This window comes from Bacillus cereus group sp. N12 (assembly GCF_016483575.1).
Classification (GTDB): Bacteria; Bacillota; Bacilli; order Bacillales; family Bacillaceae_G; genus Bacillus_A; species Bacillus_A toyonensis.
The window spans coordinates 108,993-135,926 of the sequence record NZ_JAEHBO010000003.1; the positions used below are offsets into that span (position 1 = coordinate 108,993).

Consider the following 26,934-nt stretch of genomic DNA (forward strand, 5'->3'; position numbering starts at 1 on the left):
TGGGTTTATTGATTAAAAAATGAATGTGTATGCTTTGATGGCCATATTTACGTGCATCAAGATACAGAAATAGGAATCAGAACAATGGAGCGCTATGTAGAAATGGGCTGTTAGAAGATGCAAGTTTGGTAGCGGAAATTCTCAAGGAAACGAGATGCTGTGATTTACTGCATGTAATAAAATTGTTTGATTTTCAATCCGCTGAGCAAATTGAACATATCTCACGAGGTAACCCAAGCACTTACTCAGCACAATGGTATACAACGGTCTATGTTTAACATAGGCCCATTTTTTATAAGGAGTAATTGCTATGATCGACGTATATATAATGCAACCATTCGATAAAAGGGAATTTGCCAAAACAGAAATTTTATTGACTTCGGAAGTGACTGAAATATTGAGGATTTCAATGGCTCGTATGAATGCGCTATTGAAAAAGGGACAAATCAAACCCTTCAGACGGACGAAAGGCACGAGTATATTTCTACGTGAAGAATGGTTAAAGGATATGGAATGAGGGTACAAATCTATAATTGAAGATGTTAAAAAATCGTATCATCAAAAAATTAAAGAAAATGTTAATGAGACTTTATCAGGCTTAGCATGATGAAAAACGAACTATAGTATTGGTTCGTTTTTTATTATGCACTTTTGCATACAGGATTATTTTCTCTTGTAAATAGGTAATAGTAGTATATAATAAAAATAACATTTTACCAATAAAAGGTAACAAAGAAGGTGGGATAAGTAAATACCCAAAACGTATTAACAGATTTATTCTATGTAAATCATGATACATATATGGAATCAAAACTATGGAATTTTATGTAGAGATTAGATTACTACACGACACAAGATTACTAGCGAATACATTCGAGGAAAAACAGCGTTCGATTAGATTCATGTTATAAAACTACTTAATGTGATATCTATTGAACGAATTGAGAATATACTTAGGAGGAATTTCAAGTGAAAACATTTGGTAAAGTATTATTAACAGGAGCTTTAGCTTTGGGCGGTTTCACGGTTATGAACATTGATACAACTAAAGCACATGCTGACGGAGCAAGCGAGTTCTGTCGTTATATCTGTGGACCTAGCGAAACGGTGAATGGTGTTACAGTTCAAGTACACGCTACGGAATACCGATTTGGGCAAAACGTAATTGCAAGAATTACAAATGACCGAACTGAGGACATTCATTACAATGTCAGCATCGAAAAGAAATATGGGGATAGCTGGGGAGAATATGATACTTTCTTCAATTGGAAAAAACAATGGGTTCCAGCTGGAAGTAATGATGAAATTTCTACTTTCACAGGATATGGCGAAGATATTGGAGATAATGGAACATACCGTTACAAAGTTGAAATTGTAAGCGCTAATGGTTCTGTAGATACAATTTACACAGCAGGAATGACAGTTATAGGAAGAGGAGAATAATCATGAAAAAATAAGCTTTTCGGAGCTTATTTTTTTATATATAAAATTGAATATTAATATTCAGAAATGGATAGATAGGGAACGAAACAGTCCCTACCTATTTTATAAATTCCACGTATTTACCTAATGGTGCATATGTGTTTATGATCCTACCTCTTCTTTTTCTATCGTTTGCAACATAAGGTTTTCTAAATTATCAACGCTTTCTAAATTGACAATACATTCTTTTATATTTATTTATATACATTTTACAACAATAAAGAACTACATAGATTAACCATGTAGTTCTTTGTAAATATAAGTCCCAAAAATGAATGGGCTAATCTTATTTCTTCCCTAACTTAATTGCCTTTTTTATATTACTAAATGCACCTTTACCATATAATAATACACCACCTCGGTAAACACGGCTCGTTAAACCAATCATCATACATATTGTTGCTAATAGAATCGCTAATGTAAGAGCAATCTCCCATACTGGGATATTGAGGAATCCAATTCGTACGAGCATAACAATAGGAGTAAAGAAAGGTATATAACTAGTAATGGTAACAACCGTACTGCTTGGATTTGACATTCCATAAAGTGCGATATACAAAGCAGCAATTAACATAAACATCAGTGGCATAACAGCTTGAGAAGATTCCTCTATACGACTAATAATAGAGCCGAGTAGACAAGATAATGAGCCATATAATAAGAATCCTAATGTGAAGAATAGAATCCCATACACCACTAGAGTAGGAGCAACAGAATTTAAATCAATACTATTTAAAATATCATTTTTCGATTCATTAATTGCTATTTTATACCCAACAGTTGCGACCAAGCCCCAAATTATCATTTGTGTAATACCTGCCAATAATGTTGAGAATAGCTTCGCATATAAATGTTTTGTAGGCGAAATACTTGAAACAACTAACTCCATTACACGAGAAGATTTTTCTGTTGCAACATCTGTAGCTAATTGTGCAGCATACAATAATATCATTAAATAATTTAGCATGATAAAGGTATTAATTAAAATTCCTACACCCTCTGTATGTTCTCCATCTTTAACCTTATCTGAAACAGTTTTGGTATGAATTTCTACTGGCGTCGTTAACACCTTTAATTCATCTTGCGATAGATTCAATTGCTGAGCGAAATTAGAAGATTGTATTTGAGATAAAATCGTTTGGACCTTGCTAACATCTTGCTGATTTACATCTGTCTCAGTTATATACGTAGCCTTTAGTTGTTTATTACCCAATTCCTCTACAACAATTGCATATGTATAATCACCATGTTTAACGCCCGATTCTGCTTTTTGTTTATCCATACTATATTTAACATGTAATTTACTATCTACGTTTTTAAACACTTGATGAATAGTTGTATATAATTCTTCTTTTTCTGTAACAATGACAACTTGCTCTTCCTCGTTACCTGCAAAATAGTCATAAATCTTGTCAAAATTCATCATTCCTATAATTAACATAGAAATTATGATTGTAATAGCAATATATGATTTAGCTTTTACCTTAGATTTATAGTTTTGTAAAAAAATCGTCCAGAAACTATTCATGCTGTGCACCTACTTTCTCAATAAAGATGTCATTTAATGTAGGTTCTTCTACTGCGAACTTTTTAACATACCCTAATTTCGTTATCTCTTTAAATAAAACATGCGAAACTTCTTCATATGAAATTTTAAGAGTAACTGCATTCTTACGTTTCTTCATACTTTCTACACCTTTTATTTCTTTCAAATGGTCAAAGTCATGATCGCCAACGATTACAACATTCTTTTTACCAAAGTCACTTTTAATTTTGGCAATGTCTCCTTGAACAACAGGTACTCCTTTGTGCATGATACAAATGTGTTGGCATAATTCTTCCACATGTTCCATACGATGTGAACTAAAAAGAATCGAAGACCCTTGTTTTTGCATATCAAGAACAGCTTCTTTTAACATTTCAACATTTACTGGATCTAAACCACTAAATGGTTCATCTAAAATTAAGAGTTCAGGCTTATGTATAATCGCTGTTATCAGCTGAATTTTTTGCTGATTCCCTTTTGAAAGTTCTCCTACCTTTTTGTTCAGATACTCAGTTATATTAAAACGCTCCAGCCAATAGTGCAGTTCTTTTTCTGCATCTTTACTTTTCATATTCTTTAATTTTGCAAAAAAGTTAACTTGTTCTTTGACAGTCATTTTCGCATAAAGACCACGTTCTTCTGGTAAATACCCAATCTTATCTGTAACATCATAATTTATAGGTTTACCATTCCATGAAATGGTTCCGCTTGATTTCGATAAAAGTCCAAGTATCATTCGAAATGTAGTCGTTTTGCCTGCTCCATTCCCGCCCAAGAATCCAAATATTTCACCTTTCGGTATCTCGATATTCAAATTATTCACTGCAACATGCTCGTCAAATTTCTTTGTTAAATCTTTAATTAGTAAACTCATTCTCCACAACCTTAATTCCCAAGATGATTTATTTATACAATTGTATATCCATAGTCAACCACAATATTTTGCCCTCTAATGGCATCACTTTTATCAGACATTAAAAATAAGATGACATTTGTAACATCTGAAATTCCGACAAATCTTCTATATGGTATCTTCTTTAATAACTTATTTCCCTCAAAGGACCTCAAATAGCTTTCGTTATTATCGTTTATAATATAGGACGATGGCACACAATTCACTGTAATATCTCATTTTTTATGCTTCAAAAATGAATCATTACCAACAAATGTTATATTTCGCATTATAAGGTTAGCATAAGATTTAAAATAATTAATATGCAATTTTGCATATTTTAGCACTCCTAATTATTTACATAGTGTTGACCACCTTTATTTAGAGAAGTCCTCACATTCACTGAAAACACGAATTTGTTCATCAATACTTTTTCTTTAATTTTTCATGGGAGAACTGAAATTAATTAGTAACCCTGTTAAACACCTAAATATTATAATTAAACTAACTAATCTTCCTCTAATAAATTGTTGTCTTATTTAACTTCACAATTCAGCAGGCATAGTCACAACATCTTCGTACACTTCCTCATTAAAACTGAAAAAAAACTAATTAAAATCTGGTCCAAAAATTTTACTTTTCTACATTACAGGATCTGCCTAAGAAAACATAGAATACAGTATCTCCCCTGTTACAACTAGCTTTATGTTATATATTTATAAAAATTTTTAGAATGGATATCGTAAGTTCAAACCTCTCCATGGTCATAAAAAAGAGACACCATATCACCTTACTACGTGATATGATGTCTCTTTTTTATGTAAGTCAATCACTTCCCACCAAACATCTTCTCCAAAGCCTTAGCATTCGCAAACAATACTTCTTTCAAGTTATCGTCAGCAACGATTTTATAGTCCCCATCTTTGTTTTTCTTTAAGTTCAATGTAACTTCGCGTGTTGCCATTACTGCATCTTTATCTGATAAGTGTTTAATGATAGCTGATGTCATTGTTTTTTCGATTGCTTTTTCAGATTGCTCTTTATCTTCGCTAAAGGTACTAGCGAAGGCCATTGGCATAACTTCTCCCATTGCTTTCGTTACGGCAACAGATAGATCAGCAGATGTAATTTTCACTTTCACTTCTGCTTTGTCATCTGTTTTTGATACTTCTTCTAGTTTTTCAAATTTAAAGTTTTTCGTAATTGCGCTTAGCATTTCTTTTGCTTCAGCATCATCTGTTTTTTCATTTAGTTTATTAAATTCCTTGTCACTTTCAACGAATGTACGAGCCTTCTCTACATCCCCTTTTTGTATTGCTGTTAAAAATTCTTCAGCAGTATCTTTCGGGTTTGCACATCCTGCTAGAACACCAACTGTTAACCCTATTACCATCATTAGTAGCAATAATTTCTTTACCTTTTTCACGTTCATTCTCCTCTTACCTTACCTTTTCTTTTCTAGTAAGCCATCACTATACAACAGTATAAAACTTACATTACAAACATTTTTTAGTATAACATTTATACGATTTATTTTCTATTCTTTCCCAAAAGATGAAGAACCTTGTAGCATTTCTACAAGACTCTTCATCTTTTAATCCGTATCCGTAGCACAAATTAACCACATTTTATACTCCTTACTATCTAATACCATCCAAGTAGCATCCCATGCAACATCGTAAAACCAATCTGTCCAAGGGCGGTAACTTTCAAACACTTTAATATCTTCGTATCGATCTTGGAACATATATTGGCATACATTAATCGCTAATTGCTTCGCAGCAACCGGTCGTTCTTGAAATGCTTCATACGCTCCGCCCCACAAAATTTGAGTGGCAATGCTACCATCAAGCATGACTGCCTGATGCTCTTTAAAACGAAACTTATATTTATCTGATGTATGTATTTTTAATTCTTCTAAGTTATTGATTATATCTAAAGAGTTGCAGATTCTTCTGAAAAAGTGCTCGTGTCCATCTTCTCCATGTGGTATTTCTTTGAAAAAGTTTTCGTTATGTACTTTAAAACAGCTTATAACCGCTCCACCATTTAAGTTTTGTTTCTTATATGTATTTATAATTTGTTCAATAGATACATGGTTTATTTCTATTTTTTCAAACGTTCCTGCTCTCCATCTCATAACGCCACTACTCTCTATTAAAGATTTGTTACTTCATTATAAATATCAAAATAAAACCCAGCAACTTTAAAATTGCTGGGTTATCCCTTATTCATATTCGAAACAATAATAACAATTACGCTAAGTACATCATGCCCCGCTACCATCCACATACTCCTATCAAAAATCATCAATGATAACCAAAGCGATATATTAATAGCAGCAAATAATACATATAAAATGAAATCTCTCTTTTGTAGTGCTTCTCTATTCATCAAAATATAAATGAAACCGATAGGAGGCAGAATAAAGCAAAGGAAAAAGACAAATATTTTTCTTAACGACCACGGATATGAAGCTATTGTCTGCATATGAGTCTCCTTTTCTATTATAGTACTTGCTTTAGCATCGGCCTTGCTATTCTATATTCGTCACCATAAGGTTCCTTTATGATTAAAGGCGATTGATCATCTTTTTTTTCTTCAATCATTGTGAATACTTCTGTTTCTTCTTGTAATGTATTAGATTCACTATTTTTAGTAGGTGCTTTACTTGCTTCAATTTTCTTTGTCACTTCTCCGAGCCTTTGCCCGACTTCTTCTACTTGAGCAGGTTCATCCGTAACGTAGTATTCTTGGTCCTCCCATACTAATATAGGTGGTACTTGTTCTCGTTTGTTACATATTATATAAGTAATACTAGCTATAAGTAGTAGACTTGTTAATAAAAAGAAGATAGCTTTTTTATTCATATACTATTCTCCTTTTCTATTATTTTATTGGATTATACAATATAGCTTCCATGTAGTAAATGGTTTTTGTGGTAATTTTTAGGTTTTTATACAAAAAGAAAAACCTTACAAAAAGTAAGGTTTCATTTTTAAAATTTATAATGATTGAGTAATTAATACAATCATTACGATGATCGCTATAAACATAACAACTAAACAGCCAATCATTTTATAAAATCCTCGTTTCGTTAACGTCCCGCCTTGAACGTCTTTACGAATGAATAGGAACACCGCTAAAAATAAAACGATCCCCATACCAAAAGCATACATCATTTGCATATGTTAATCTTCCTTTCTCTCTTCCATCTTAATATCTTTTTGCCAAAACAACAAATGAGATAAAGACGGTACTCATTGTAAGTGCCATAAGTATATTTAATAGTTCAACCGCAGATAGTGTCATTACTTTTAAATTTAAGCCGATAGAGAAAAGGAGATAATACGCTGTTAATGCAAAAAAACTGAAGAACATCCCTTTATAACGAATGAGTTTCATTCGCTCATCTTTTTCTTTAAATTGCGGGTGTAAGTAACTTAAGCAGAAACACATAATCATCATTGCTAGTAACGTATAAGTAGGACTTGGTGGTGCTGAATGTGTCATTATACCTGCTAGTATCATAAATCCACTCATAATTAAAAAGATAATTCCCATAATAACAAAGTACTTTTGTGAATCATTCATCCTTTCTCCCCCTCTTCTTTTCCTTCATAAATAAATACATGTTCTATCGTTGTTTGAAATGTTTTCGCTATTTCAAATGCTAATGGAAGTGATGGATCATATTTCCCTTTTTCAATTGAAATGATGGTTTGTCTGGAAACTCCAAGTTTCTCAGCCAATTTTTCTTGAGATAGTCCAAATTTTTTTCGATATTCGACCATTTTATTTTCCAAGGAAATTTCTCCCTCCTCCCTTATATCGAGTATATATGTAAAGGAAACTTTACGTCAAGTTTCCTTTACATATATTTCAGTTTGTTTCACGCTATTTATCCCGTATTAGCAGGCAGTAAGACTCCCACCTCAAAATTCAGTGAATGCGAGGAATTTAGGTGGGAAATAACTGCCCGATTGGTGAAGACTAATAATCAGTGGTGGATGGACAAACCCCACACTGATTAAAGTTTCACTTTATTATAGAAGAAACTTTTTCAATTTCAGCACGTCTATTTTGTAATGCAACATGGAACAATGTATATATCCGTTACTATATCCCTTCTCCATTTTTATAAAAATTTAATATCTCCATATTTGTTTTATCCTTTTAAAATATTTCATTTGCCGCTTTATTGGATGAAATGCGTTATTTGTTTTACGGTATTTTTCGGCATATTAATAGAAACTAACGGTTTATGAAGCATTTTTTATGTTTAGCCACTTTTTTTGTAGAAATCCTTCGTTTTCCTTTCAATATTTAACACTACCGAAATAAAGTTTACTCTAAATTCATAATTTTTTATTTTTTATACTATATTCCGTTATATTGTTGTATAATATCAATGAAAGCGCTTATTATTTCAATATACATAATTCGAACTTTATTTTATCGAAACATTCTAACTATTATACCTATATGTAAATGCAACAATTATAGTTGTTAGTGTAGGTATACCAAATATATCCACTCCATTTTTCTGTAAAATTACTTTATAACATGAAAGATTAACTTGGGTGATAAGTTATTGTGAATGTTTTTTTACAAAACAGATAAGTAATAGTGTTTGGTATTATGTAAATTATTGTAATAACATAAGAGTAAAGACAACATTTACATTAATTATTAGTTCATCAATTATTGAAAAAGAGCAAAATGCACCTTTTGTATAGGAAAAGGATTATATGCATTGGGAGGTTTAAACAAATGACGAGGAAGAATACAACGACAAACCCTTGGGCCAAGTTCCATGGTCCGAACCTTGGTTATGTTATTGAACAGTATGATCTTTACGTAACTGGAGCAGGTTCTGTTGATCCGGAATTACAAGAGCTTTTTGAAATTTTTGGAGCTCCTTCGTTTCAAGATGATGTCGTAACAGGGGACAACACAGCAACACATTTTTCTCCTCAAAACACAGGTAACATTGAAAAAATTCTTAAAGTCGTTCAACTTGTTGAACAGATTCGTTCTTTCGGGCATACGTTGGCTCACATCAACCCGATGGAAGATGCTGCAAACGGACAATCTCTTCTTGAGAAAGCAATGAACGAATTGAGCGATGCTGACTTGAAAGCGATTCCAGCTAAAACAGTATGGCAAGATGCACCAGAGGGTATTCACACTGCACTTGATGTAATTCATAGATTAAAAGACGTTTATACAAAATCTTTAGCTTATGAATTCTCACATATACAAGATAGTGAAGAACGCGCGTGGTTGCATCAAATGGTGGAATCAAATTCATTGCGTCAACCATTATCAAATAAAAAACGAACTGCTCTTTTAAAACGTTTAACAGCTGTTGAAGGTTTCGAGCAATTCTTGCATAAAACATTCGTTGGGCAAAAGCGTTTCTCTATCGAGGGCGTTGATATGCTTGTACCAGTTCTAGATGAAATTGTGCTAGAAGGTGCTAAGGGCGGCGTTGAAGATGTCATGATTGGTATGGCTCACCGCGGTCGTCTAAGCGTACTTGCTCACGTATTAGAAAAACCATATACTCACATGTTTGCTGAATTCAAACATGCAAAAATAGAAGGCGCAGTGGCAAATGCTGGCTGGACTGGCGACGTGAAATACCATTTAGGTAGAGAACAAGTCGTTGGGAATGAAGAAGTTAGCACTCGCGTTACATTAGCAAATAACCCGAGTCACCTTGAGTTCGTTAATCCTGTTGTGGAAGGTTTCGCACGTGCGGCTCAAGAAAATCGTAAAAAGTCTGGTCTTCCAGAACAAGATACTTCTAAATCATTCGTAGTTTTAGTTCATGGTGACGCTGCATTCCCTGGTCAAGGTATTGTATCTGAGACACTAAACTTAAGCAGATTGAACGCGTATCAAACGGGCGGAACAATTCATGTTATCGCAAACAATGCAGTTGGTTTTACGACTGATAGCTATGATTCTCGTTCTACGAAATATTCAAGCGACCTTGCAAAAGGTTTTGATATTCCGATTGTTCACGTGAACGCTGATGATCCAGAAGCTTGTCTTGCTGCTGCTAACCTGGCGATTCAATATCGTACGTTGTTCAAAAAAGACTTCTTAATCGATTTAATTGGTTACCGTCGCTACGGTCATAACGAAATGGATGACCCAGCAGTTACGCAACCACAAGTGTACAAAAAAATTAAAAATCACCCAACTGTAAGAGCAATTTATGCAGATCAATTACAAGCTGCTGGTGTTCTAAATGCAGATGAGGTTGAAACAATTACTCAATTTATACAAGAACAATTAAAATCTGATTATGCACAAGTACCACCAGCTGATACGAGCGATGCAACAATTCACGTTAAAGTACCAGATGTTGTTGCAAAAGGCATTCAGCCAATTGATACTGGTGTTGAACTTGACTCACTTCGTGCAATGAATGAAGGTCTATTATCTTGGCCAGAAGGCTTTAACGTATATCCGAAGGTGAAGAAAATTCTTGAACGCCGTAAAGATGCTCTTGAAGAGAACGGTAAAATTGAATGGGCACTTGCTGAGTCATTAGCATTCGCTTCTATTTTACAAGAAGGTACGCCAATTCGTTTAACTGGTCAAGATTCACAGCGTGGTACATTCGCGCATCGTCACATCGTATTACACGATACTGATACAAATGAAACATATTCACCATTACATCGCTTACCAAACATTAACGCTTCATTCTCTGTTCATAACAGTCCGTTATCAGAAGCTGCTGTTGTTGGTTACGAGTATGGTTATAACGTATTTGCTCCAGAAACTCTTGTTATGTGGGAAGCGCAATATGGTGACTTCTCAAATACTGCGCAAGCATTATTTGATCAATACGTTTCAGCTGGAAGAGCAAAATGGGGTCAAAAATCTGGTTTAGTTCTTCTATTACCACACGGTTATGAAGGTCAAGGACCAGAGCATTCTAGTGCACGTCCAGAGCGTTTCTTACAGTTAGCTGCTGAAAACAACTGGACAGTTGCAAACTTAACGAGCGCAGCACAGTACTTCCATATCTTGCGTCGTCAAGCATCTATTTTAGGAACAGAAGCTGTTCGACCTTTAGTACTTATGACGCCGAAGAGTTTATTACGTCACCCACTTACGCTTTCAACTGCTAGTCAGTTAAGCGAAGGACGTTTCCAACCTGCTTTAGAACAAGAAAACCTTGGCATGAAACCAAATAAAGTTAAACGTCTTGTTTTAAGTACAGGTAAAATGGCGATTGACTTAGCAGCGGAAATCGAGTCTGGTAAACATGAATACAACTTAGATGAAGTTCATGTCGTTCGCATTGAACAGTTGTATCCATTCCCTGCTGAAAAAGTTCAATCTATTATGAAACGCTTTAAAAACTTAGAAGAAATTATTTGGGTTCAAGAAGAACCTCGTAATATGGGTGCATGGCATTACATGGCTCCAATTCTGTTCGAACTAGCTGGAGATACAGTGAAAACAGGTTACATTGGACGCCCAGATCGTTCTAGCCCATCTGGTGGCGATCCGTTCGCTCACAAAGCTGAGCAAGAACTAATTGTGGCGCACGCTTTAGATGTGAAGTATAACTTCCGTCAAGATAAACAAGAAATTGAAGTTTATAGCAACTAAAAGTAACAATGAATTTTTCCCGGCTCGACTTGGGCAGATATTCTGCCCAAGTCGAGCTAACAAATGGAGAGTACCGAAGATTAAAGAAGACAAAACACACCGTTAGGCAAATAAGGGGAGGACATTTAAAATGATCGAAATTAAAGTACCTGAGCTTGCAGAATCTATTACAGAAGGAACTATTTCACAATGGCTTATCAACGTAGGTGACAAAGTTGAGAAAGGTGGCAGCGTTGTTGAGCTTGAAACTGATAAAGTCAATGTAGAAATCATTGCAGAAGATTCAGGTATTGTATCAAAGTTACTAGGCGAGCCTGGGGATACAGTTGAAGTTGGCGCAACTATCGCAATTTTAGATGCAAATGGCGCACAAGTGGCAGTAAGTACACCTGCACCAGTGGCTGAGCAACCAAAACAAGAAACAGCTGAAGCACCGAAAGCTGCTACTCCAACTGCTGAACAAGCTACGGCTCTACAAGGTTTACCAAATACGAACCGTCCTATCGCATCACCAGCTGCTAGAAAAATGGCTCGTGAATTAGGAATCGACTTAAACGACGTACGTAGCACAGATCCACTTGGACGTGTGAGACCACATGATGTACAAGCTCATGCTGCAGCACCAAAAGAAGCACCAGCTGCTCCAAAAAGTCCAGCTCCTGCTCCAGTTGCAAAAACGGAATTTGAAAAACCAGTTGAGCGCGTGAAAATGTCCCGCCGCCGTCAAACAATTGCAAAACGTCTTGTAGAAGTACAACAAACATCTGCAATGTTAACAACATTTAACGAAGTTGATATGAGTGCAATCATGGAATTACGTAAAGAGCGTAAAGATGCTTTCGAGAAAAAACATGATGTACGTCTTGGCTTTATGTCATTCTTCACAAAAGCAGTTGTTGCAGCATTAAAACAATTCCCATTATTAAATGCTGAAATTCAAGGCGACGAGCTTATCATTAAAAAATTCTATGATATCGGTATTGCAGTAGCAGCTCCAGATGGATTAGTTGTTCCAGTTGTACGCGATGCTAACCAATTAAACTTCGCTGAAATCGAAAGCGAAATTCGTAATTTAGGTATGAAAGCACGTGATAATAAACTTTCATTAAAAGAGCTACAAGGTGGTACATTTACAATTACAAACGGTGGTGTATTCGGTTCTCTAATGTCAACACCAATCCTAAACAGCCCACAAGTAGGTATTTTAGGAATGCACAAAATCCAAGTAAGACCAGTTGCAATTGATGCAGAACGTATGGAAAACCGTCCAATGATGTACCTTGCACTATCTTACGATCACCGTATTGTTGATGGTAAAGAAGCAGTTAGCTTCCTTGTTGCTGTTAAAGATATGCTTGAAGATCCAAAATCATTATTATTAGAAGGTTGATAGACTAATAGTCTATTAGAGGCTGTAGAATAAATCATTCTACAGCCTTTTTTTATTGCGTTCATACGGGACAAATTTCATGACATAAGCTAATAATGTATGCCTAAAACGTAAGGAGGATTAAAATGAATAACCTTCCAGCTCATGCAAAGCTTAAAGCAAATAAGGATACTTTCTTCCTCCCCGACTCAAACGGGGGTGTCTATTTTCGAAATAACGCCAGTTCATTCCGCATGGACGGTGATGGAATTTATAACTGGATTGAAAAATTAATGCCTATGTTTAATGGTGATCATTCTTTAGCAGAAATAACCGATGGTCTCCCTCTCCCCTATCAACATCGTGTATTTGAAATTGGAGAGATTTTATATGAAAATGGTTTTGTTCGTGATGTAAGTCAAGATGCACCTCATGAATTAAACAGTGCATTACTCGATAGGTATGCTTCGCAAATTGAATTTCTAGAAGCTGATTCTCATTCAGGTGCTTTAAAATTCCAGACGTACCGCGCAGCAAATGTCCTTATACTTGGTTCTGGGGATATGCTTACTTCCTTAGTTTCTTCTTTACTAGAATCCGGATTACCTACATTTCATTACCTTGTCACAGATTATATGGAAACAAATTACGACCGAATTCATGAACTAGTAGAACGTGCATATGAAGTTGATGACAATGTACTTGTTCAAGAAATAGATACTACAATTGACCGCCCCCTGCATGAAGTGTTCGAACCCTTTGACTGGATTTTATACGTTTCTCAAAATGGAGACATTGAAGGCTTAAGAACAGTTCACACGATTTGCAAGGAAGTAGGAAAGAACTTCATACCCGCCATTTGTTTATCAACATTCGGTTTGGCTGGTCCTGTCGTAACAGCTGATCGTGAAGAATGCTGGGAATCAGCTTGGCATCGGCTACATGAAACTACTTTGCAAAATGAAAATGCATCAGCTCCTTTTTCACCAATTACTGGCGCAATGTTAGCAAATATAATTGTTTTTGAATTATTTAAACACGTCGCTGATGATTCATATCGAGAAAAAGAGCCACAATTCTTTTTATTAAACTGTGAAACACTCGAAGGGACATGGCATCCTTTTATAAAACATCCTCTCGCAACTGATGAAAGTTTTACAATTGATACAATAGAAAATCTTACCGAAAAACTTGCGCAGCGGTCCAACCAACGTACTTCAACTGAATTGTTCCGTTTTTTCGACTCATTAACTTCTAAAGAAGCTGGTATATTCCATGTGTGGGATGAACAAAATTCATATCAACTACCGTTATCACAATGCAATATTCAAGTAGCTACACCACTATCCGATGGTCCCGCTTCCCTCCTGCCTCTTATGACTTGCGCTAGTTTGACTCATAATGAAGCTCGCCGTGAAGCTGGTTTAACAGGAATTGAAACATATGTAGCTGAAATCATTCATCGCCTTATTCCTGAACATAACGATATCGGTATTGGTGCTGGGGAAACGATGACAGAAGGTGTATACCGGGCACTACAACAACATTTAAACAATAAACTATATGAGCGGCAATCACATATGCTAGAAGAAATTACAACGATCGACCTAGCTGAAATTCATGATACACATTGTAAGTTTTATTACGATGCTCTCTCTACAATTCATGAAGCACCTAAAATAGCAATGAGTGAAGAGATTCTTAGTTTTCCAGTCGTTTGGGTCGGTGTAAATGATAGATGGTATGGCGCATCCAGTATTAATATGACGTTAGCGTTACGTAACGCACTACAACTATCTCTTCTTCACATTCAAAATGAAGAAACTCCATACAGAGCTACTGTTTTGCCTGAATCATCTATTATTTTATATGACACTGATTCTTTTCGAATAGAAATACAAGCGGACGAAGAGATTCCAGATGTGCAATCTTTACAGCTTGCCTTGCAGCATTTAGGAGAACATAATTTTTATCCATTCGTGTTTGATTTAGCGATTGAATCATTTTTGAAAGAAAATTTAGATGGTGTGTACGGGGTATTAATTGCAAAGGAGGACGGTCTATGACTCAACATATATTGCTTATAGGAGATGGCCTACTTGCAGACTATGTACATGATCAATTACGCAAACAATATTCCATCATTCGCCAACATACAATTACAGACGAACTCCCTGAAAATATCAACCTCGCTCTCGTATTACATGACGGCTCTCCTTCTACTATTCATCATGATGCTGAGCTTGTTTTTCGTTCCAATCATATTCCGTGGCTACGTGCGTTTACTTCATTTGGTGAAGGTGTTATTGGACCTTATATTCATCCTCTTGCAACGGGATGCACCCATTGTGCCGATGGACGACGCTTTATCGCCGGATTTGATCAACAAGAAATGTGGGAATTACAGCGGAAATATGCGTTGAAATCAGAGCACGTAACGAGGCGTGATGTACGCGCCACCCAAAATGGCATTCTGCAAATGTGCCAGCTCATTCATGCTGAAACGGAGAAAATATTAGCTCACGGACATTCTTCTTTAGAAAATGAACTCATTTTACTAAACTTACAAACACTGCAATGTACGCGGCATTCTTTTCTTCCAGATCCTCTCTGTCCTATATGTAGTAATTTACCTGCTGATACTGCGGATGCGGCACAGATTTCTTTACAACCGAGCTTAAAAACAAGTGCTGAAACGTATCGCTGTCGTTCTATTCATGAACTAAATACATTTTTAACGAGAGACTATTTAGATTACCGGGTTGGTATGTTGAATGGAAAAATGCAGCATTCTTTATTACCATTCGCTGACGTCATTATAAACATGCCGTTAATGTTTGGGAATGAAGGTGTTGCAGGTCGAACCCATTCATTTGCACTGAGTGAAGCAACTGCTATTTTAGAAGGTTTAGAACGATATTGTGGTATGTCACCTCGAGGAAAAAAGACAAATGTGCATGGTAGTTTTCATGATTTAGAGGATCATGCACTGAATCCCCTCACACTCGGTGTACATGCAAATGAACATTATAATCGTGATAGTTTTCCGTTTAAGTCGTTTGATCCTGACTATGAACAAAACTGGGTATGGGGCTATTCTTTATCACAAAACAAGCCACTTTTAGTTCCAGAATCAATCGCTTATTATAGCCTCGGTCATCGGGATGCTTTCGTATATGAAACATCCAATGGTTGTGCAATTGGTGGTAGTTTAGAAGAAGCAATTTTTCACGGCATTTTAGAAATTGTAGAGCGTGATGCCTTCTTGCTCACTTGGTATGCTGAATTACCTCTGCCCCGCCTTGATCTTAGCTCAGCAAACGATACGGAATTACAATTAATGATTCAGCGGTTACGCACGATTACCGGGTATGAATTACACGTTTTTAACGCGACGATGGAACACGGCATCCCGAGTTTATGGGTAATTGCGAAAAATACGCGTGCAAATGGAATGAACGTTGTTTGTGCAGGGGGCTCTCATTTAGATCCTATTCGAGCTATAAAAAGTGCAATTCACGAAATAGCAGGCATGTTACTAATAGCAGATGATGAGCTCGAGCAAAAAAGAGAGTACTACGAAAAATGCTTACAAGATCCTTATCTCGTTAATAAAATGGAAGACCATAGTATGCTGTACGGATTAAAAGAAACGGAAGAACGTCTTCATTTCCTTTTACGTGACGATGCTCCGGTGCAATCGTTCCAAGAAATGAATGCATTACAATCGTTTGATATGGATTTGACATCTGATCTTCATCAACTTTTAAATCGTTTGCATCAATCTGGGCTCGAAGTAATCGTTGTAGATCAAACCGTCCCCCTTATAGAGCAGAACGGATTACATTGTGTAAAAGTCATGATCCCAGGCATGCTACCGATGACGTTCGGTCACCATCTCACTCGTGTTACCGGACTGGATAGAGTGTACACTGTACCGATGACACTTGGATATAGGGCTGAGCCTTTAACAAACGAACAATTAAATCCACATCCTCATCCATTTCCATAGTAAAGGGGGGATTTCATGCAGCTAGATACTTTTTTACATCATCTCCATTTCACTATTGATGAAATTATGCCGAATCATGAGGTGAACTGGGAAGACGCACCGCTTCCTTATAAGTTATATCGAAATGTACCTGTCATCCCTCTCTCTTCAGAAATCCCAATATCTTTGCCGAACTCTTCTACTACACCTACTTTGGATGAGATTGGTGCTTACCTTTTGTATTCATTTGGTATAACCCAATTATGTCAGCTCAATAGCGAAAGAAATTTATTCCGGAGGTCTATCCCTTCAGGTGGTGCTTTATACCCAAATGAATTGTATATATATTTAAAATTGGATCATTATCCAGACGGCATTTACCATTATGACGCTGCGCATCACCGACTTATCTTACTTCGCGAAGGAAATTTCGATTCTTATCTTACAGACACACTCGGCAATCGCTGTAACATACATTCTTGCTTTGGTGCTGCATTTGTATCCACTATGTTTTGGAAAAACTTTTTTAAATACAATAACTTTTCGTATCGTCTGCAAGGATTAGATAGCGGCGTTCTCATCGGTCAATTACTCGAATGTGCGAAACAGTTCGGTTACAAAAATGGCATATACTTTCAATTTCTAGACCGTGCAATCAATCATTTACTCGGACTGACCGAAGGAGAAGAAAGTGTGTATGCTGTTATTCCTTTAAGTACAGAACCGAATATAGATTGGTTCCACGATGATTATCGTAAAAATAAAACCGTTACTTCTCATGACTTATTGCAGCAAATTCCACCTTTAGCACATGAGCATTTCATTCGTTCCAAACATGTGGAAGGATATCCAATGATAACAAAAATAAATGAAGCATCTATGATTGAATCGACAGAACACTTCCAAACACTAGCTCATGAAGAGTACTATCAACATCATGCGCACACTGTACAGCTACCGAAAGTAGAGCGTTTATCGTATAATTTCTTACAACTTTGTAAAGAACGGTACTCCCCTAACGATGACTTTACTTTAACGAAATGGGATGCAGCTGAGCTCGCTACTTTACTACAAGAAGCGAGTCTCTCCTTCCCCTATTACAACGACCTTGATGGCAAGTATATAAATGAAAATGCACGCGTCTCCTTATATGGATGTTTTTATAACGTAAAAACTATTGAAAACGGGGCTTATGCTTATAACAGTAAAACACATTCCATACACCCAATTCGGTATGGAGACCTTCGTTACCCCCTTCAGTCTAGTATGACGATGGATAACGTAAACCTTTTTCAAGTACCACTTTGCTTACATGTAGTTGGAAAGAAGGATTACTACACACGTGCATTAGGCTATAGAGGATATCGCATTCACCAAATGGAAGCTGGTATACTCGTTCATAAACTCGTTTTCGCTGCGACCGCTATGGGGATGGGTGGTCATCCGTTACTAAGTTTTGATACAAATTCTTGTGATCAATTGTACGGGATTGATGGTGGAAATGAAACATCACTTATTCAAATTCCTGTTGGGGCGTATCGAGCGCGGAATTGGTTAAAAGGGTCTTTGCATAATTAAAAGCACGCCGTCCACCGGCGTGCTTTTTACTAGATTACTTTAAAGATACTCTTAATTTGTCTTGCAAATAACCAATTTTTCGTACCATAGTTATCATTTAAACTATCTAAATTGATAGTTTGTCCGTTAGCAAACTTTAATTCTAACGTTGTATTTTTGTCATTTGTTTTTAAATTACTATTTGTAATGGCATCATACTTTAATTTTTCAATCTCAACATATTCGTCTTTTTCTTGTCCGATAACGACATGGTCTTGGAAGAAAAACAATACTTCTACTTTCTTACCGAAGCAAAATACATTTTTCGTATAAATTAATGTCGCATTATCAAGTCCGACACATACTTCTTTCATCTCTTCAACAACGTGTCCAAAATCTTCTTCCTGTCTTGCGTTTGATTCCGCAATCCATTCCTCGATTGTTTTCATGTTAATTGCCATACTGCGCCCCCTGGTTCGTTCATTGCTTTGTTAAAAAACAAATACTATATGACAATATAAGCGATACGTACTTTGTTTTCAAGGGTGAACCTTATATTCAAAATAAAGTGAAACTTTAATCGGTAGGAGGGCTGTTCATCCCCCACTGATTATCAGCCCTCACCAATCGGGCGTTTACGAGCAACCCGACTCCCACAAATAGCGGGATAAAGCTAAATTTCAAAGTAATATACTAGGAACACTTATTTCATTATATTTTAAACGTTTGAACGAGGCATTCATCATCAACAATCATTTGTTTTCGTTCATCAAATTCAATGTTTAACTCTCTATATACTTTCTTCCAAAACGAAACTGCCGGTACATTTTTTAGAAGTTCGATAACGAAATACTGTCCTCGTTTCTCTTCTAGTAAATTTTCAATAACTTGTTTACCGATTCCTTTTCCCCTATATTGATTCAATATGAAAATGTCATTCATACAAAAATCGTTTTCTTTCTTCAAAAATGGACGTTCTAATAGTAATAAAAATCCTACAATACTATGATCAACCTTTATAAAATACGGAGTGATTCCGTCATTTTTCCAAAACATGTGCAAATCTTCGTATTCAAAAAAACCATCCGCTCCGATAGTTATATTCATAGTGAACTTAGAAAGGTCATGAAGGTATAATACGTACAAATTACGTAATATTTCTTTTTCTGATTCTTGAATTCTTTGAAGTGCTACAACCATTTTTAAAAATCCCCTTTTCTATATGTAACTATTTCCCCCTCTTTATTATTCAATAAAAAAAATTACTTCCCTTTACAAAAAAAGTAGCACTTTAAAAGTGCTACTCCGCTCTCCTTGCTGCTTGCTGAATTGGATCCCAAACGCTGTTATATGGTGGTGCATAACTTAAGTCGACGTCTTCTAAATCGTGAATGCTCATTTTATTGAAAAGCGCCATTGCAATCACATCAATACGCTTATCTACACCTTCTTCCCCAATTACTTGTCCACCCAACAATTGCTTCGTATCGGAGCGATATAGCAATTTTAAGTGAAGTGGTTTCGCACTTGGATAATAGCCCGCCATATTTGTTGAATCTACTTTAACTGTTTTATACGGGATATTGAGCCCTTTCGCTTCTTTTTCATTTAAGCCTGTTCTCGCGAGTGTCAAATCCATAAATTTAATAATGCCTGTACCTAACGTACCTTTAAATGATCTTCGTTTATCAACCATATTGAGTCCAGCAAGTCGTCCTTGTTTATTGGCAGTCGTTCCAATTGGAATATGATCATGAATTTCTTTTATAACGTGATAATGTGTCGCGCAATCACCAGCAGCATATACGTCTTGCACATTCGTTTGCATATATGCATTTACTTCAATTGCCCCTTTATAATTTGTACGTATATTGGTTCCTTCAAGAAAATCAGTATTTGGCTTTACTCCGACAGATACTAAAACAAGATCTGCTTTATACGTACCTTTATCCGTTTCAATCTCCTCTACTCGCTCTTTTCCTCTAAACGCTTTTACATTTTCATTCGTTACAATTTCAATATGATGTTTATCCGCTTCTTTATGTATATATTCCGCCATATCTGCATCATAAATCGTACCGATATGATCATTTCGCTCAATCATCCTCACTTTTTTACCGAGTTCAACGAATGTTTCTGCCATCTCCAGTCCAATCGCACCACCGCCAATAATTGTTACGTCTTCAACTTTGTTCGTTTCTAACGTTTTTAATATACGCTCAGCATCTGGAATTGTTTTTAAAAGATGAATGCCTTGTAACTCTCGTCCTTCCCATTCTGGCATAACAGGACGCACTCCCGTCGCAATTAATAAACGGTCATACGTAAATTCAAAAACATCTTTCGTCTCCGTATGCTTTGCGTACACAATTTTCTTTTCCGTATCTACTTTCGTTACTTCATGTCGCACTTTCGCATCAATTCCGTACTTATCACGAAACGTCTTCACGTTACGTGCAATTAATTTTTCCGTCGAAGCAATAGCACCACTAATAACATACGGTAATCCGCACTGAGCGTATGAATAGATTTCACCTTTTTCTAACGTCACAACGTTTGCAGTTTCATCGTTTCTTACAATTTGCATGGCTGCACTCATCCCAGCTGCATCTCCGCCAATAATGACATAGTTCACTTTACCACTCCTTCTTTTTTACCTACTCTTTACATTTTCCATATTTTACAGAAATAACACCTATTCCCATTGTAAAGAAATAATATTTCATCTACAAATTTAGTGCACAAACCTATGCCTGAATAGGTAACCGTCGTGTCTTATAAACAACATGTTTAATATGCTATAACAGTTACTATTGAAAGTAGGTGAAACATACATGTGCGCAGGCCTTCTCGCCCAGCTTCCAGAGGAACCGCAAGAACCGAAAGCCGCCTTGTCGCTTGACCAAGAATTTTCTATTAACGCAACACTTTATAGTGCTCGCGCTTGGTTATCTAATGATGAGACTTTCGCTCAAACTATTTGGAAAGGCTCTCGCTTCGCTTCAGCATCACACGCTGGCAAGTCCATCTTACCAATCGGTACTGTTAAAATTTTGAACTTATCTGATGATACAATAACAGTTACTGCATCATCAGAATCAGATGATGCCCTCAAAATAGTCGTACCGCCTCGTTCTGAAGGTGTTTTAACATCTAGTGCATTATCTGATGTGCAAGCTAGTACATCAGGAGGAGCAAGTAAAGTCACATTCCTCTTTCACATCTTTTTCTCAAGAGATCCTGGTCCAGCTAAACAACCATAGAGAAGGTACAGTAATATACACTGTACCTTTTTTATGCACTCTATTCTCTTGATTTGATCAATTCAACATTATAAGCTTCAATATCCGTTAAATTCCCTGTAAAATACGGATTTTCTCTGTACCAAGACTGTTTTGAAAAATACGCTTGCATATCTTTCGTTTGAAATATGTTTCCATGTCTTGCATATATTTCGTTTCTAGCAATTTTCAACTGTTCTTTCGTTACATACGTTAAATCTGCATTCGTTAATTTTCGAATATCACTATCAGGGAAGATAAAACCATTATATACATACCCAGTCGTAGGTGGCGGAGTAACATTGTAAACGACTGTTTTTTCTACGCTTTTCTTTTCGAATGGAAGGTTATAAGCCGAAAGTGCTGTTACCGTTTCTACTTTTGTCGTTTCCCTTCCGCTGTCTCCATTGCGTTCTAAATAAATCGTCGCACTTCCATCAGTTGCTACGGGACCCCACGTAATTTCTTCTCCGGTCAATGCGGTAACTGGCTTTTGATTCACATATAATGTCGCACCAGGCGCGTTCGTTTGAACTGTAATATATTGCCCTTGCAACGTTAAATCTATCGTTACATTATTTTGACTTTGTTTCATAAGTACAACTTTTTCCTCGCGTGATAGTTTTACATAGTCATTTTTATATTCCACTTGAAACACTTGAGCTCCTGGAAGAAACGGTCCATATTGCTTCTGAAAATTTTTGTCTTCTGTCTTATCGATTTCTTTTCCGTTCATTTTTAAAGATGCACCTTTTTCATTTGAAAGCAAAGTCGTATAATACGTCCTTGCCTTCAATTTATACCGATCAAATATAAAGTAATGTTTCCCGTCTTTCGTTAAAGAAAAATCCGCTCTTTCAATTCCGTCCCCTTGCTTTTCACCTTGCTTTAAATATTGTTTCAATTCATTCACGTAAGACGGATTTTCTTTTATATATGAAAATAGAGGCTTGAAACTCTCTCTCGTTACAATAACCGATGGGTCATCTGTCGTAACAATCTCAGCTAATTTTTCTCCGTCTCTCTCTTGTAAAATCGTAATCATCCGGTCTACTTGTGCCACCTGCGCATAATACGATGATCCATACAAATACAATCCAACAATCGCTATAACAAGTAGTGCTAAAAGTGTAATGCCAATTTTTGTACCGCTCCCCATTTTCTTCTTCACTACTGGAATTTCTCTCTTTGTACCGCAGTTTTGACAAAATTGCACACCATCTACAAACTGCGTTCCACACTTTGTACATACATTCATCCATTCAACCACCTTTGCATTAGAAGCCAGTTAATCCCTGTGTAAAGGCTTGAATTACAGTGCTAATGTAAGACCAAAGTACAATAAATGTTACGATTCCAATGAAAACATTTGCGATAAGAAGTGTGTAAACAAGATCTAATCCGCCATTATCTAATTTTAATATGGCTACAATTATACTAATCCCTATATAAGTTGTAGCTAACGATAATAATATCGGTAAGAAAAAGATTAATAAGAAACTAAAAAGAAAAGTAAGAACTAATATAGCAATAACCGGCGTTGCTATCGTTCCCCATATGCCGAATACTTCAAGAAACGAAAAAGAGGATTTCATCATCTTACCACTTATAAAAATAATGAATCCAACAAACAAAGTTAAAATTAATAAAAAGAAAAATACCGTTACAGATTCTCCAAAAAATGTAGGAGTATATACTTCTGGCACTAGCGTTCTCGTAACAGCTGCACCAGCACTCATCATTCTATAAAAAATACATGCTCCTAAAAAACAAATAAGAACAAGACTGACAATTCCATTTCGCACTTCGACATTGCCACTTTGCATAATCGCTGTCGGTGCTTGAAATGCCTGTTTAAAAAACCGAAAATAGCCACTCGTAAACCGCTTTGCTTGCTCTACCGTTTCATTTGGACGAGTTTCCTTCGCTTGCTCTGCATGCGATGATTGCTGATTTTCTTCTTGGACACCACTTGCTACTACTTCTTCGGTTAACGAATGTCCACAATTCCCGCAAAACTTTGCTTCTACTGCATTTTCTGTATGACATGCTGGACATTTCACGCTCTCATCCCTCCTTAAGCATATATCTTATAGGATGTTACAAGTTCAATATATGACTTTGGACATAAAACATGACTACAAGAAACAGATTATGAAATCCTGCTTTTGAAAGAAAATATATAGACTAGTAATCTAGAAAAATAATGCTATTATGAAACAGAGCAACTAAAGTGAAACTTTAAACAGATTGGATGAAAGGCAATGGAATTTGTAAACTCAATTTTTCAAATACTCCTTACAAGCGTGATCCAGTTATTTTCTTTAATTGGAGTCATCATTGTAATCGGATTTCTATTAGGTTATTTAGAATCTCTCACACGAATGTATTGGTCGAGGGCTTTCGGAAGAAAAGGATTTCTTTTGACTGCGTGGATTGGTGTTCCTATTCATGAACTTGGACATGCCATTATGTGCGTACTATTTCGTCATAAAATTGTAGCAACGCAGTTCTTCCCAACAGATACGAGCCAAGGTGCGTTAGGTTACGTACAACATCAATACAATCAAAAAAGTGTATATCAACGAATTGGGAATTTCTTCATTGGAATTGGCCCTATTATTTCTGGTATTACTGCATTAATCCTTTTCATGCGCTATTTCGTACCAGATTCATATTTTTTATTTAATACAACTCTCGAAAAGACGATTGCATCTACTTCTATTACTTTAGAAATGGTTCAAAACATGCTCTTGTCGACGTTCGTATTATTGAAAAGCTTATTTACAATAAACAATTTATTGAACCCTTCCTTTTGGTTATTTTTATTTATCGCTATTTGTATTTCTGCACATATCGCTTTAAGTAAACCAGACATTAAAGGATCCATTGACGGTGTCATCGTCATGTTTATCGTATTGTTTTTATTTAATATAATAGCAGAACTTTTTCAGTACGACAGTAACCAACTCATTGGGAAAGTAATGAAATATAATATGTATCTCATTGCATTTTCTAGTGTGGCACTGCTGTTCTCTTGTATTTCTACACTTGTTAGTTTTGGGTTTTATAAAATAAGAGGAGGGCGTTCATTGTGAAATGCCCCCGTATTAAAAAAGCGCAACTAAGCAACCTGAGTTCTATATTTATATGGACTCAGGCTGCTTAATTTTTTTGAAATCTTTGATAGTTATACAAGTGCATATATTTGCGCACAGCAACTTTAACCTCATCAAACCTATTAATAATTTAAAACATATAAAATACCCCTTTTAGCTTTTTCTAAAAGGGGTGTTTTATTTACATATTTAATCCAGCTTTTAATACCCAATATTTATTTCCATTCATTGTGAGTGAGAATTCAATCCATCCGTTTGGATCTTCACGATAAATAAATACAGGTGTACCCGTTGCTAGTGTGCCTTGATCATTTTTCGTAACTGACTGACTTTTAATTGTACCATCAAATGGATATGGTACAACGTAATAGGAAGTAGCTAGTTTAACAGTTTTTGTCGTTCCTTGTGAGTATGTTTTATATGGAATATCACTTGATAGGGCGTCGACATTTAAAGAGTTTGGATTTTTAGGTAATTTTTTCGCATATACATAATCTTTTTTCTGGAAAGGTTTAATACGTTCCATTATTTTTACGATTTTAGCAGACCACTCTTGATCTGTTGAATACATGACATTCATGCCTTTTAATGTTGGTCCGTTAAAGTATGATCCGTTTTTTTCTAAGTACTTTTCTCTTACGTAGTTTGCGTTATAAGAAATACTATCACCGAAAGTTGGTAAATATTTCGCATACTTAAATGGATCAGCATCGTAAGCACGTAACCCGAATAGGTTATGTTTACGATATGCAATTTCAGATTTACCATATCCCGATTCTAAAATAGCGTGTGCAGCTAAATAAAGAGCATTGACACCATGTTTAGCTTGAGCTTCAACAAAGTCATTCCCATGTCCAATTAATGGGCTGTCTGGATGATATTTTTTAATATTAGCATCAATTTCTGCACCAGTCACATTTGAAGCGTACGTTAAATCAAGATCTAAATATGTGGTAGCAGTGATGTTATTTTCAGGAATCCAAGCACCGCTCTTGTCGAAATGGTACGTCGTTCCATTGATTGAAGCAGTTCCAGTTTGCATCATACCGTTGGATTGCAAATAATACCATGTATCGCCATCTTGTAGCCAGTCCGTCTTCATTGCACCATTATTTTGTAAATAGTACCAACTTCCATCTATAAATGACCAACCAGTTTTCATCGTACCGTTAGAATTCAAATAGTACCAAGCGCCGCCATTTGAAAGCCAACCCGTTTGCATTGCTCCACTAGCGTTTAAATAATACCACGTATTATTCACTTGCAGCCATCCGATTTTCATTGATCCATCATTTTGAAGGTAATAACGGTTGTTTCCATCTTGTAGCCAACCAATTTTCATTCCGCCACTTGAATTTAAGTAATACCACTTATTATTATCAAGAAGCCAGCCAGTTTTCATAGAACCATTAGAATTTAAATAATACCAAACTCCTTGATTTAATAGCCAACCCGTTTGCATTGTTCCGCTAGCGTTTAAATAATACCAAACTCCTTGATCTAATAACCAACCCGTTTTCATAGAACCATTAGAATTTAAATAATACCAAACTCCTTGATCTAATAGCCAGCCAGTTTGCATTGCTCCACTAGCGTTTAAATAATACCAAACCCCTTGATCAAACAGCCAGCCAGTTTGCATAATGCCGCTTGAATTTAAGTAATACCATTTATTATTATCAAGAAGCCAGCCTTTTTTTATAGTGCCATCTGGATTGAAGTAATACCATTTCCCATTTTGTTGGACCCATCCAGATTGTTTTACAGCATTTACATTTACAGTTGCTGTATTAGAAGTTGTTACAGTTTCAGCTAAACCTGTTATAGGAATAGAAATTATACTAGATGTTAAGACAATTGCTGCAGCTTTTTTAAACATTTCTTCCTAGTACTCCTTTTATTAATTTTTTAGTTTAATAGTTATCTAACTACTATTGTAACAAGGAAGCGGAAAAAAACAACTATAACATTGTAGATATTTAATAGTATAATATTCAAATGATTAATATTGAGTTTTTAGGGGGAATTTATAAAGGAACATGTTCATAGAAGGATT

Annotated in this window: 25 protein-coding genes and 1 pseudogene; 10 read left to right on the plus strand and 16 right to left on the minus strand. The window is 35.9% G+C overall.

What is annotated here, in order from left to right:
• Positions 1 to 84 precede the first annotated feature (84 nt).
• The 3 genes and pseudogenes from JDS92_RS30785 to JDS92_RS02735 all read left to right on the plus strand — a co-directional run bounded on the left by JDS92_RS30785 (position 85) and on the right by JDS92_RS02735 (position 1,443).
• Positions 85 to 278, plus strand: a pseudogene (locus tag JDS92_RS30785) (hypothetical protein).
• A 32-nt stretch (positions 279 to 310) separates the two neighbouring features.
• Positions 311 to 517, plus strand: coding sequence for a hypothetical protein (locus tag JDS92_RS02730; protein ID WP_199631467.1), 207 nt, complete (start codon positions 311 to 313; stop codon positions 515 to 517).
• Between the two features lie 452 nt (positions 518 to 969).
• Positions 970 to 1,443 carry a hypothetical protein gene (locus JDS92_RS02735; RefSeq protein ID WP_199631468.1) on the plus strand — a complete coding sequence of 158 codons (474 nt, stop codon included), beginning with the start codon at positions 970 to 972 and terminating at the stop codon, positions 1,441 to 1,443.
• A gap of 325 nt (positions 1,444 to 1,768) precedes the next feature.
• Here JDS92_RS02735 and JDS92_RS02740 read toward each other — a convergent pair whose 3' ends face one another.
• The 10 genes from JDS92_RS02740 to JDS92_RS02785 form a co-directional block, all read right to left on the minus strand.
• A complete protein-coding gene (locus JDS92_RS02740) occupies positions 1,769 to 3,010 on the minus strand; it encodes an ABC transporter permease (RefSeq protein WP_001084158.1) in 1,242 nt (413 codons plus the stop codon).
• Complete coding sequence (locus JDS92_RS02745; RefSeq protein WP_000054717.1) at positions 3,003 to 3,902, minus strand: ABC transporter ATP-binding protein; 900 nt, start codon at positions 3,900 to 3,902, stop codon at positions 3,003 to 3,005. Before JDS92_RS02745 ends, JDS92_RS02740 begins: the two co-directional genes overlap by 8 nt.
• Positions 3,903 to 3,934: 32 nt before the next feature.
• Positions 3,935 to 4,147, minus strand: a complete 213-nt coding sequence (locus JDS92_RS02750; protein ID WP_307838327.1) for an SDR family oxidoreductase — start codon at positions 4,145 to 4,147, stop codon at positions 3,935 to 3,937.
• Positions 4,148 to 4,749: 602 nt separating this feature from the next.
• Positions 4,750 to 5,346 carry a DUF4878 domain-containing protein gene (locus JDS92_RS02755; protein WP_199631469.1) on the minus strand — a complete coding sequence of 199 codons (597 nt, stop codon included), beginning with the start codon at positions 5,344 to 5,346 and terminating at the stop codon, positions 4,750 to 4,752.
• Positions 5,347 to 5,514: 168 nt separating this feature from the next.
• Positions 5,515 to 6,060 (minus strand): hypothetical protein, encoded by a 546-nt coding sequence (locus JDS92_RS02760; RefSeq protein ID WP_199631470.1) that lies wholly within the window; start codon positions 6,058 to 6,060, stop codon positions 5,515 to 5,517.
• 80 nt (positions 6,061 to 6,140) lie between these two features.
• A complete protein-coding gene (locus JDS92_RS02765) occupies positions 6,141 to 6,410 on the minus strand; it encodes a hypothetical protein (RefSeq protein ID WP_001193096.1) in 270 nt (89 codons plus the stop codon).
• Between the two features lie 17 nt (positions 6,411 to 6,427).
• The gene (locus JDS92_RS02770) at positions 6,428 to 6,790 is read right to left on the minus strand and encodes a hypothetical protein (RefSeq protein ID WP_098711121.1); all 363 of its coding nucleotides are present in this window, start codon (positions 6,788 to 6,790) and stop codon (positions 6,428 to 6,430) included.
• Between the two features lie 135 nt (positions 6,791 to 6,925).
• The gene (locus JDS92_RS02775; protein ID WP_001178305.1) at positions 6,926 to 7,108 is read right to left on the minus strand and encodes a DUF3976 domain-containing protein; all 183 of its coding nucleotides are present in this window, start codon (positions 7,106 to 7,108) and stop codon (positions 6,926 to 6,928) included.
• Between the two features lie 28 nt (positions 7,109 to 7,136).
• Positions 7,137 to 7,514: a hypothetical protein gene (locus JDS92_RS02780; RefSeq protein ID WP_001000065.1), complete on the minus strand. Its 378-nt coding sequence runs from the start codon at positions 7,512 to 7,514 to the stop codon at positions 7,137 to 7,139.
• Positions 7,511 to 7,726 (minus strand): helix-turn-helix transcriptional regulator, encoded by a 216-nt coding sequence (locus JDS92_RS02785; protein ID WP_000428507.1) that lies wholly within the window; start codon positions 7,724 to 7,726, stop codon positions 7,511 to 7,513. Before JDS92_RS02785 ends, JDS92_RS02780 begins: the two co-directional genes overlap by 4 nt.
• A gap of 967 nt (positions 7,727 to 8,693) precedes the next feature.
• On the opposite strand from JDS92_RS02785, the gene odhA reads away from it, so the two are divergent.
• The 5 genes from odhA (at position 8,694) to JDS92_RS02810 (ending at position 18,499) form a co-directional block, all read left to right on the plus strand.
• Positions 8,694 to 11,561: a 2-oxoglutarate dehydrogenase E1 component gene (gene odhA, locus JDS92_RS02790; protein WP_000197133.1), complete on the plus strand. Its 2,868-nt coding sequence runs from the start codon at positions 8,694 to 8,696 to the stop codon at positions 11,559 to 11,561.
• Between the two features lie 130 nt (positions 11,562 to 11,691).
• Complete coding sequence (gene odhB, locus JDS92_RS02795; RefSeq protein ID WP_052943557.1) at positions 11,692 to 12,951, plus strand: 2-oxoglutarate dehydrogenase complex dihydrolipoyllysine-residue succinyltransferase; 1,260 nt, start codon at positions 11,692 to 11,694, stop codon at positions 12,949 to 12,951.
• Between the two features lie 125 nt (positions 12,952 to 13,076).
• Positions 13,077 to 14,996 (plus strand): putative thiazole-containing bacteriocin maturation protein, encoded by a 1,920-nt coding sequence (locus JDS92_RS02800; RefSeq protein ID WP_087970705.1) that lies wholly within the window; start codon positions 13,077 to 13,079, stop codon positions 14,994 to 14,996.
• A complete protein-coding gene (locus JDS92_RS02805) occupies positions 14,993 to 16,942 on the plus strand; it encodes a TOMM precursor leader peptide-binding protein (protein ID WP_052943559.1) in 1,950 nt (649 codons plus the stop codon). Before JDS92_RS02800 ends, JDS92_RS02805 begins: the two co-directional genes overlap by 4 nt.
• Positions 16,943 to 16,957: 15 nt before the next feature.
• Positions 16,958 to 18,499, plus strand: a complete 1,542-nt coding sequence (locus tag JDS92_RS02810) for a SagB family peptide dehydrogenase (protein ID WP_097957208.1) — start codon at positions 16,958 to 16,960, stop codon at positions 18,497 to 18,499.
• A 29-nt stretch (positions 18,500 to 18,528) separates the two neighbouring features.
• Here JDS92_RS02810 and JDS92_RS02815 read toward each other — a convergent pair whose 3' ends face one another.
• The 3 genes from JDS92_RS02815 to JDS92_RS02825 form a co-directional block, all read right to left on the minus strand.
• Positions 18,529 to 18,939 (minus strand): DUF3908 family protein, encoded by a 411-nt coding sequence (locus JDS92_RS02815; protein WP_000996796.1) that lies wholly within the window; start codon positions 18,937 to 18,939, stop codon positions 18,529 to 18,531.
• Between the two features lie 250 nt (positions 18,940 to 19,189).
• Positions 19,190 to 19,678 (minus strand): GNAT family N-acetyltransferase, encoded by a 489-nt coding sequence (locus JDS92_RS02820; protein WP_199631471.1) that lies wholly within the window; start codon positions 19,676 to 19,678, stop codon positions 19,190 to 19,192.
• A gap of 100 nt (positions 19,679 to 19,778) precedes the next feature.
• Positions 19,779 to 21,113 carry an FAD-dependent oxidoreductase gene (locus tag JDS92_RS02825; RefSeq protein ID WP_199631472.1) on the minus strand — a complete coding sequence of 445 codons (1,335 nt, stop codon included), beginning with the start codon at positions 21,111 to 21,113 and terminating at the stop codon, positions 19,779 to 19,781.
• A gap of 199 nt (positions 21,114 to 21,312) precedes the next feature.
• Between JDS92_RS02825 and JDS92_RS02830 the strand changes: the two genes are divergently transcribed.
• Entirely contained in the window at positions 21,313 to 21,741 is a 429-nt protein-coding gene (locus JDS92_RS02830) for a hypothetical protein (protein ID WP_002158834.1), read from the plus strand.
• A 40-nt stretch (positions 21,742 to 21,781) separates the two neighbouring features.
• On the opposite strand, the gene JDS92_RS02835 is transcribed toward JDS92_RS02830, so the two are convergent.
• Positions 21,782 to 23,017 carry a TcaA 3rd/4th domain-containing protein gene (locus JDS92_RS02835; protein WP_173781474.1) on the minus strand — a complete coding sequence of 412 codons (1,236 nt, stop codon included), beginning with the start codon at positions 23,015 to 23,017 and terminating at the stop codon, positions 21,782 to 21,784.
• A gap of 19 nt (positions 23,018 to 23,036) precedes the next feature.
• Positions 23,037 to 23,822 carry a zinc ribbon domain-containing protein gene (locus JDS92_RS02840; protein WP_000650065.1) on the minus strand — a complete coding sequence of 262 codons (786 nt, stop codon included), beginning with the start codon at positions 23,820 to 23,822 and terminating at the stop codon, positions 23,037 to 23,039.
• Positions 23,823 to 24,023: 201 nt separating this feature from the next.
• On the opposite strand from JDS92_RS02840, the gene JDS92_RS02845 reads away from it, so the two are divergent.
• A complete protein-coding gene (locus JDS92_RS02845) occupies positions 24,024 to 24,857 on the plus strand; it encodes a hypothetical protein (protein WP_000397497.1) in 834 nt (277 codons plus the stop codon).
• A 202-nt stretch (positions 24,858 to 25,059) separates the two neighbouring features.
• Here JDS92_RS02845 and JDS92_RS02850 read toward each other — a convergent pair whose 3' ends face one another.
• Positions 25,060 to 26,757 (minus strand): glucosaminidase domain-containing protein, encoded by a 1,698-nt coding sequence (locus tag JDS92_RS02850; RefSeq protein ID WP_199631473.1) that lies wholly within the window; start codon positions 26,755 to 26,757, stop codon positions 25,060 to 25,062.
• Positions 26,758 to 26,934 lie beyond the last annotated feature (177 nt).

Excerpts from the sequence above, each read along its gene's own strand:
- JDS92_RS02730 (WP_199631467.1), top strand. The coding sequence starts at position 311 with ATGATCGACGTATATATAATGCAACCATTCGATAAAAGGGAATTTGCC.
- JDS92_RS02740 (WP_001084158.1), bottom strand. The coding sequence starts at position 3,010 with ATGAATAGTTTCTGGACGATTTTTTTACAAAACTATAAATCTAAGGTA.
- JDS92_RS02745 (WP_000054717.1), bottom strand. The coding sequence starts at position 3,902 with ATGAGTTTACTAATTAAAGATTTAACAAAGAAATTTGACGAGCATGTT.
- JDS92_RS02760 (WP_199631470.1), bottom strand. The coding sequence starts at position 6,060 with ATGAGATGGAGAGCAGGAACGTTTGAAAAAATAGAAATAAACCATGTA.
- JDS92_RS02765 (WP_001193096.1), bottom strand. The coding sequence starts at position 6,410 with ATGCAGACAATAGCTTCATATCCGTGGTCGTTAAGAAAAATATTTGTC.
- JDS92_RS02770 (WP_098711121.1), bottom strand. The coding sequence starts at position 6,790 with ATGAATAAAAAAGCTATCTTCTTTTTATTAACAAGTCTACTACTTATA.
- JDS92_RS02775 (WP_001178305.1), bottom strand. The coding sequence starts at position 7,108 with ATGCAAATGATGTATGCTTTTGGTATGGGGATCGTTTTATTTTTAGCG.
- JDS92_RS02780 (WP_001000065.1), bottom strand. The coding sequence starts at position 7,514 with ATGAATGATTCACAAAAGTACTTTGTTATTATGGGAATTATCTTTTTA.
- odhA (WP_000197133.1), top strand. The coding sequence starts at position 8,694 with ATGACGAGGAAGAATACAACGACAAACCCTTGGGCCAAGTTCCATGGT.
- odhB (WP_052943557.1), top strand. The coding sequence starts at position 11,692 with ATGATCGAAATTAAAGTACCTGAGCTTGCAGAATCTATTACAGAAGGA.
- JDS92_RS02800 (WP_087970705.1), top strand. The coding sequence starts at position 13,077 with ATGAATAACCTTCCAGCTCATGCAAAGCTTAAAGCAAATAAGGATACT.
- JDS92_RS02805 (WP_052943559.1), top strand. The coding sequence starts at position 14,993 with ATGACTCAACATATATTGCTTATAGGAGATGGCCTACTTGCAGACTAT.
- JDS92_RS02810 (WP_097957208.1), top strand. The coding sequence starts at position 16,958 with ATGCAGCTAGATACTTTTTTACATCATCTCCATTTCACTATTGATGAA.
- JDS92_RS02815 (WP_000996796.1), bottom strand. The coding sequence starts at position 18,939 with ATGGCAATTAACATGAAAACAATCGAGGAATGGATTGCGGAATCAAAC.
- JDS92_RS02820 (WP_199631471.1), bottom strand. The coding sequence starts at position 19,678 with ATGGTTGTAGCACTTCAAAGAATTCAAGAATCAGAAAAAGAAATATTA.
- JDS92_RS02830 (WP_002158834.1), top strand. The coding sequence starts at position 21,313 with ATGTGCGCAGGCCTTCTCGCCCAGCTTCCAGAGGAACCGCAAGAACCG.
- JDS92_RS02835 (WP_173781474.1), bottom strand. The coding sequence starts at position 23,017 with ATGAATGTATGTACAAAGTGTGGAACGCAGTTTGTAGATGGTGTGCAA.
- JDS92_RS02845 (WP_000397497.1), top strand. The coding sequence starts at position 24,024 with ATGGAATTTGTAAACTCAATTTTTCAAATACTCCTTACAAGCGTGATC.
- JDS92_RS02850 (WP_199631473.1), bottom strand. The coding sequence starts at position 26,757 with ATGTTTAAAAAAGCTGCAGCAATTGTCTTAACATCTAGTATAATTTCT.